The organism is Bradyrhizobium sp. (assembly GCF_016219575.1).
Taxonomy (GTDB): domain Bacteria; phylum Pseudomonadota; class Alphaproteobacteria; order Rhizobiales; family Xanthobacteraceae; genus Bradyrhizobium.
On record NZ_JACRMG010000002.1, the window covers coordinates 1 to 5,411 of the forward strand.

The window sequence follows — 5,411 nt, forward strand, 5'->3', positions numbered from 1 at the left end:
ATCTTGCAACCCTCCCAACAGCACGGTTCCGCAAGCTCGTCGCCGCCTACAACAACACCCCGCGCAAGTGCCTTGACTTCAGGACCCCAGCCGAGTCCTTTGCCCAAGTGTTGCACTTCGAGTGTGAATCCACCTCCCGGCGTTCGCCGGGACGACAGTGGAATGTGCGGCCCTACCGCCCCACCAGCTGATCGGCGTAATAGGCAATCGTCTTGCGGTAGATCACCGCGCGGTTCCATTCGCGCATCGCCTCGAAATTGGGGGTGCCTTCGCCATAGGGCTGGCCCATCCTGAAGCCGCTGACCTTGAGCAAGTTCGCGGTCGAGGCCAGCACGTCGGGGATGGAGTGGCGCAGGTCGATGTGGCCGTTGCCGTCGAAATCGACGCCGTACTTGATGTAGGACGACGGCAGGAATTGCGTCTGGCCGATCTCGCCGGCATAGGCGCCGATCATGTCGTTGAGGCGGAGATCGCCGCGCTGCAGGATTTTCAGGGCCGCGATCAGTTCGCCCTGGAACAGCTCGGTGCGGCGGCAGTCATGCGCCATGGTGGCGAGCACGCGGAACACCGGCAGCTTGCCCATGTCGCCCTTGCCGAAATCGCTCTCCAGCCCCCAGATCGCGGCGATGATCTCGCGCGGCACGCCAAAACGCTGCTCGACCTGCGAGAACAGCGCGGCGTGGCGCTTGAGCATGGCACGCGCGCCGCTGATGCGGCCCTGGGTGACGCGGGTCGCGACATATTCCTCGAAGGTCTTGCGGAACGTGCCGCGCTGGCGGCGGTCGAAGGCGAGCACGGCCGGGTCCTGCGTCACGCCGCCGAGCGCCTGGCTGATGACGTCCTGCTGGATGCCGGCGCTTGCTGCCTCCGCCGAGATGTTGCGGACGAAGGTGTTGAAGTCGCCGCCGCAGCGCGCGGCCTGGGCGGGGCCGGCAGCGATGAGAAAACCGGTCAATGCCGCCAGAAACGATCGTCGCATTCCCTTGTCCCCGTCATCTGCAATGCTCACAATCATGGCATGTCGGCGCGATATCCGTCAAAAAACGGCTGGATCGGCGGGCTTTGCCGCAAGCCAGCCTTGATCCGCGTCAACACCGCAGGGCGCGCTCTCTCCTAGGTTTCAAGCGAGGAGAATTGCCGATGATCGGGATCACGCTGTCCGTCGAACAAATCCGATCCGCGCCGCCCGACGTGCGCCGCTGGATCGAGCATGAAGTGATGACCGCGCTCGGGGTGGCCGCCACAGCACCCGCGGCGGCGTCGACGCCGGCCAGCCATCTGGTGGCCTGCACCGTGGACGACGTGACCGCCCTGCTGCCGCGCATCGAGGGCTTCCTTCCTGCGGTCAACGTCCTCTTTGAATTCAGCCGCCCCGGGATATCGATGGGCCAGCCGCCGGTGATGCAGTTCCGCCTGATGGACATCCTCCATCACACCAGGCTGCAGAACATCGGCCAGGTGATCGAGTGCCTCGATGCCATCAACCGCGCGCTGGCCGACGTCCGCCGCGATTCCTCCGCGCGCTTCTGCGGCTTCGACCACGAAGGTCATTGCCTGATCGCGCCGCAGACGCAGGCGAGCGTTGCCGCCGTATGGCAGGACATGACGGCCAAGGCGATGACGACCGCCGGCTAGAATTCCGAGCCCGCGAACGGCCGGCATGGAAGCGGAAGGCTTCGGATCGACGATGAAGATGGAATCGAGGCCGGCCGAACCGGTCACCGAGATCGATGAGTTTCAGCAAGGCGATGCGGGCTTCCCGCGCTGGAAGCTCGCCGGCGCGCTGGTGCTGGTCGCGGCGATTGGCGTGGCTGCCTGGTGGTACCTGCGCGGGCCCGCGGTGACGCTAGCCAGGGTGACGCGCGGTGCGGCGGCCGAGATCGTCTATGCGACGGGCTCGGTCGAGCCCGAGACCTGGTCCCGCCTCACCCCGCTGGTGCGCGGCCGCCTGGTCGAGCGCTGCCGCTGCGAGGGCAAGGAGGTCAAGACCGGCGAACGGCTGGCGCGGCTCGACGACCGCGAGGCGCAGGCGACGCTGAAGGATCTGCGGGCGCTGGAATCCTTCTCGCTGCAGGAATCCGACCGGCAGACGCAATTGCTGGCGCGCGGCGCCACCACCGCGCAGTCGCATCAGAAGGCGGGCAGCGACCTGGCGCGCATCCAGGCGCAGATTTCGGCGCAGGTCGAACGGCTGCGCTATTACGAATTGCTGGCGCCGATGGACGGCACCGTGCTGCGCGAGGACGGCGAGGTCGGCGACATGGTCGAGCCCGGCACCATCCTGTACCGCATCGGCCTCGCCCGGCCGCTCTGGGTCGTCGCCGAGGTCAACGAGGAAGACCTGCCGCGCATCAAGGTCGGCCAGAAGGCGCTGCTGCGCACCGACGCCTTTGCCGGACGGATGCTGACGGGCGCCGTCAAGCAGATCACGCCGGCGGGCGATCCCGTGGCAAAGACCTTTCGCGTCCGCATCGCCCTGCCCGATGACACGCCGCTGCATATCGGCATGAGCGTGGAAGCCAACATCATCACCCGCGAGAAGGCGGATGTGCTGCTGGTGCCCTCCAATGCCGTGATCGATCACGGACTGCTGGTCTACAAGGACGGCGGGCTTGCCTTCCGCAAGGTCGAGACCGGCATCAAGGGCAGCAACCGCGTCGAGATCGTGAGCGGCGCCGAGCAGGGCGAACTGGTGGTCTCGCCCGCCACCACCAACATCCGCAACCGCACGCGGGTGCGCGCAGCCTCGATCGTCGAGCCATAGAGATGAAGAGATCACACGGGCCTTTCCACATCGTCATGCCCGGGCTTGTCCCGGGCATCCACGTTCTTCGTGACGCGGGAAAGGTCGTGGATGGCCGGGACAAGCCCGGCCATGACGAGATTGTGGCGGGGAGAGGTGAACCGTACCTGCCGGGCGATCGATTCGATCGAACGCCCTCGCCATGAAGCTGATCCTGACCATCGCCTGGACCCACATCACGCGCCGCGCCCGGCAGACGCTGGTGGCGGTGCTGGGCGTGGTCACCGGCGTCGGCTTCTCGATCATGATGGCGGCGATGATGGAGGGCTCGCAGGACGATTTCATCGCCACCCTCGTCGATGCGCTGCCGCATATCTCGATCACCGACGAGTTGCGCGAGCCGACGCCGCAGCCGGCCAATGTCGCGTTCTCCGCCGCCGAGATCCACGGCCTGACGCCGGAGGTGCGCCGCCCCGGCATCAAGAACCCGATGGCGACCATCGCCTCGCTGCAAACCTGGGTGCCGGGCGCACTGACGGCGTCGGTGCAGTCGAAGGCGGTACTGCGCTTTGCCGGGCGCGACCTCACCATCTCCATCATCGGCATCGATCCGCATACCGAGGGCAACGTCTCCAACCTCGTGACCCACATGCGCGAGGGCACGCTGAATTCGCTCTATCGCGCCTCCAACGCCATCCTGCTCGGCGACCGGCTGGCGCGCAAGCTGGGCGCCCGCGTCAATTCCAACCTGACGCTGGTCTCCGCCCGCGGCGTCACGCTGACGGCCACGGTGGTCGGCACGTTCCACTCCGGCTTCCGCATGACGGACGAGACCACCGGCTATGTGCTGCTGCGCACTGCACAGACGCTGGAAAAGCAGATCGGCATCATCAACGAAATCCGCGTGCGCACCGCCGACCCGATGGGGGCGCGGCTGATCTCGGAGCGGATCGGCCAGCAGACCGGCTACAAGTCGATCTCCTGGCAGGAGGCGCAGGAAGATTTGCTCTCCGCCATCACGCTGCGAAACGTGCTGATGTACACCATCGTCGGCGCGATCCTGCTGGTGGCGAGCTTCGGCACCTTCAACATCGTCGCCACCATCACCCACGAGAAGACGCGCGACATCGCCATCCTGAAATCGCTGGGTTTCCGCGACCGCACCATTCGCGCGATCTTCATGGTGGAGGCGCTGATCATCGGGCTGACCGGCGCCATGCTCGGCTGGATCCTGGGTTACCTGATGACGCGCGGGCTGGCGTCGCTGGAATTCAAGACGCCGTTCTCCGACCAGAACCATCTGCCCGTGCTCTATTCGGTGAAGCATTACGCGCTGGCGACCTTCGTGGCGCTGGTCTCCAGCCTCGTCGCCGGCTATTTCCCGGCGCGCGCGGCGGCGCGGGTCAATCCGGTCGACATCATCCGGGGCGCGACATGAGCCCGCCCTTGATCGAGGCGCGGCACCTCACCCGCATCCTGCCCGGCACGGTGCCGGTGACGCTGGTGCGCGACGTCAACCTCAGCATCGGCGCCGGCGAGTTCATCGCCATCACCGGTCCATCGGGGTCGGGGAAATCGTCGCTGCTCTACCTGCTCGGCCTGCTTGACCTGCCGACCGGCGGCGAGGTGCTGATCAAGGGCCGCTCCACCAAAATCATGAGCGAGGAGGAGCGCACGCGGGTACGGCTGATGCTCCTCGGCTTCGTGTTCCAGTTCCACTTCCTGCTGCCGGAATTCTCGCTGATGGAGAACGTCGCGCTGCCGATGCGGGCGCTGGGCAGGCTGTCGCCGCGCGAGATCACGGCGCGCGCGGAGGCGCTGCTGGCGTCGTTCGGTCTCGGCGAGCATCGCCACAAGACTCCGGACCAGCTTTCCGGCGGCCAGCGCCAGCGCGTGGCGGTGGCGCGCGCGATGGCCAACGATCCCCCGGTGATCCTGGCCGACGAGCCGACCGGCAGCCTCGATTCCGTCTCGACGCGGCAAGTGTTCGAGCTGCTGCGCGACCTCGTTGCCGTCTACGGCAAGACCGTGGTGGCGGTGACGCACGATCTCTCGCTTGCGAAGCAGATGCACCGGCGCTTACATATCGTCGACGGCGCGCTGGAGCGCGACGAGCGGATGAATGTGGAGGCGGTGCCATGACAAGGCGGTTCCCGTTCCTGCGCACCAAGCTGGCGCGGCTGCTGGCGATCAACCTCGCGATCGGCGTCTCGCTCGCCGTGCTTCTCGTCGGCGGGCTGATGCTGCTCAACCCCGGTCATTTGCGCGAGCTGATCCTCGCCGACCGCTCGCCGGGCGTAGCCCTCGGGCTGTTGCTGTTCGGCTTCATCGTCACGCTCGGCTCGACCGCGATGGGCACCGCGATCATGGCGATGGGGATGCACGAGCGGAAGGACGACGGGCCGCGCGGCGGGTTGCGGGTGGTGGCGCAGGAGGCGGTGCAGAGAGCCGCGAGGCGCTGAGGGCGCCAGAGACAACATGTGAGGAACGCCGCGGCGTCAGTGCTCCCTCTGCCCGGACGCATCTTCCTTCTCCCCTTGTGGGCCTGTTGCGTAATTCGGCGATTGTGATTCTCTGAGACGTGGCCTTGGGAGATCGCGATGGCAGTGAAGCAGACCGGACAACCGAGCTTTATGGAAGTGCTATTGCCGAAGGGGGCGGGGGCCAA

The 5,411-nt window shown here is 66.6% G+C and carries 6 protein-coding genes; 5 read left to right on the top strand and 1 reads right to left on the bottom strand.

The window, feature by feature from the left end:
• Positions 1-172: 172 nt before the first annotated feature.
• Positions 173-979: a lytic murein transglycosylase gene (locus tag HZB49_RS01270; protein WP_291608643.1), complete on the bottom strand. Its 807-nt coding sequence runs from the start codon at positions 977-979 to the stop codon at positions 173-175.
• A gap of 161 nt (positions 980-1,140) precedes the next feature.
• Here HZB49_RS01270 and HZB49_RS01275 point away from each other — a divergent pair, with 161 nt between their 5' ends.
• The 5 genes from HZB49_RS01275 (at position 1,141) to HZB49_RS01295 (ending at position 5,205) form a co-directional block, all read left to right on the top strand.
• On the top strand, positions 1,141-1,635 hold the full coding sequence (locus HZB49_RS01275) for a hypothetical protein (RefSeq protein ID WP_291608644.1): 495 nt from the start codon (positions 1,141-1,143) through the stop codon (positions 1,633-1,635).
• A 25-nt stretch (positions 1,636-1,660) separates the two neighbouring features.
• A complete protein-coding gene (locus HZB49_RS01280) occupies positions 1,661-2,764 on the top strand; it encodes an efflux RND transporter periplasmic adaptor subunit (RefSeq protein WP_291608645.1) in 1,104 nt (367 codons plus the stop codon).
• A gap of 181 nt (positions 2,765-2,945) precedes the next feature.
• Entirely contained in the window at positions 2,946-4,181 is a 1,236-nt protein-coding gene (locus HZB49_RS01285; RefSeq protein ID WP_291608646.1) for an ABC transporter permease, read from the top strand.
• Entirely contained in the window at positions 4,178-4,885 is a 708-nt protein-coding gene (locus HZB49_RS01290) for an ABC transporter ATP-binding protein (RefSeq protein WP_291608647.1), read from the top strand. Before HZB49_RS01285 ends, HZB49_RS01290 begins: the two co-directional genes overlap by 4 nt.
• Positions 4,882-5,205, top strand: coding sequence for a hypothetical protein (locus HZB49_RS01295; protein WP_291608648.1), 324 nt, complete (start codon positions 4,882-4,884; stop codon positions 5,203-5,205). Before HZB49_RS01290 ends, HZB49_RS01295 begins: the two co-directional genes overlap by 4 nt.
• Positions 5,206-5,411 lie beyond the last annotated feature (206 nt).

Excerpts from the sequence above, each read along its gene's own strand:
- HZB49_RS01270 (WP_291608643.1), bottom strand. The coding sequence starts at position 979 with ATGCGACGATCGTTTCTGGCGGCATTGACCGGTTTTCTCATCGCTGCC.
- HZB49_RS01275 (WP_291608644.1), top strand. The coding sequence starts at position 1,141 with ATGATCGGGATCACGCTGTCCGTCGAACAAATCCGATCCGCGCCGCCC.
- HZB49_RS01280 (WP_291608645.1), top strand. The coding sequence starts at position 1,661 with ATGGAAGCGGAAGGCTTCGGATCGACGATGAAGATGGAATCGAGGCCG.
- HZB49_RS01285 (WP_291608646.1), top strand. The coding sequence starts at position 2,946 with ATGAAGCTGATCCTGACCATCGCCTGGACCCACATCACGCGCCGCGCC.
- HZB49_RS01290 (WP_291608647.1), top strand. The coding sequence starts at position 4,178 with ATGAGCCCGCCCTTGATCGAGGCGCGGCACCTCACCCGCATCCTGCCC.
- HZB49_RS01295 (WP_291608648.1), top strand. The coding sequence starts at position 4,882 with ATGACAAGGCGGTTCCCGTTCCTGCGCACCAAGCTGGCGCGGCTGCTG.